Annotated in this window: 2 tRNA genes; both read left to right on the forward strand. The window is 56.6% G+C overall.

The features are described 5' to 3' along the window. Positions 1–22: 22 nt before the first annotated feature. A tRNA-Val gene (locus tag OGV77_RS00840) sits at positions 23–98 on the forward strand. Positions 99–144: 46 nt separating this feature from the next. Beyond that, a tRNA-Val gene (locus OGV77_RS00845) sits at positions 145–217 on the forward strand. Positions 218–219 lie beyond the last annotated feature (2 nt).

Here is a 219-nt window from a genome sequence, read left to right on the forward strand (position 1 = left end):
ATAATGCGACTCCACACAGCGGGGGTGATTAGCTCAGCTGGGAGAGCACCTCCCTTACAAGGAGGGGGTCGGCGGTTCGAACCCGTCATCACCCACCAACTACTTTATGTAGTCTCCGCCGTGTAGAGTAAGAAATTGAGAAGTGGGTGATTAGCTCAGCTGGGAGAGCACCTCCCTTACAAGGAGGGGGTCGGCGGTTCGATCCCGTCATCACCCACC

Origin of the sequence: Citrobacter sp. Ce129, assembly GCF_030334545.1 — a bacterium.
GTDB classification, from domain to species: Bacteria; Pseudomonadota; Gammaproteobacteria; order Enterobacterales; family Enterobacteriaceae; genus Citrobacter; species Citrobacter europaeus.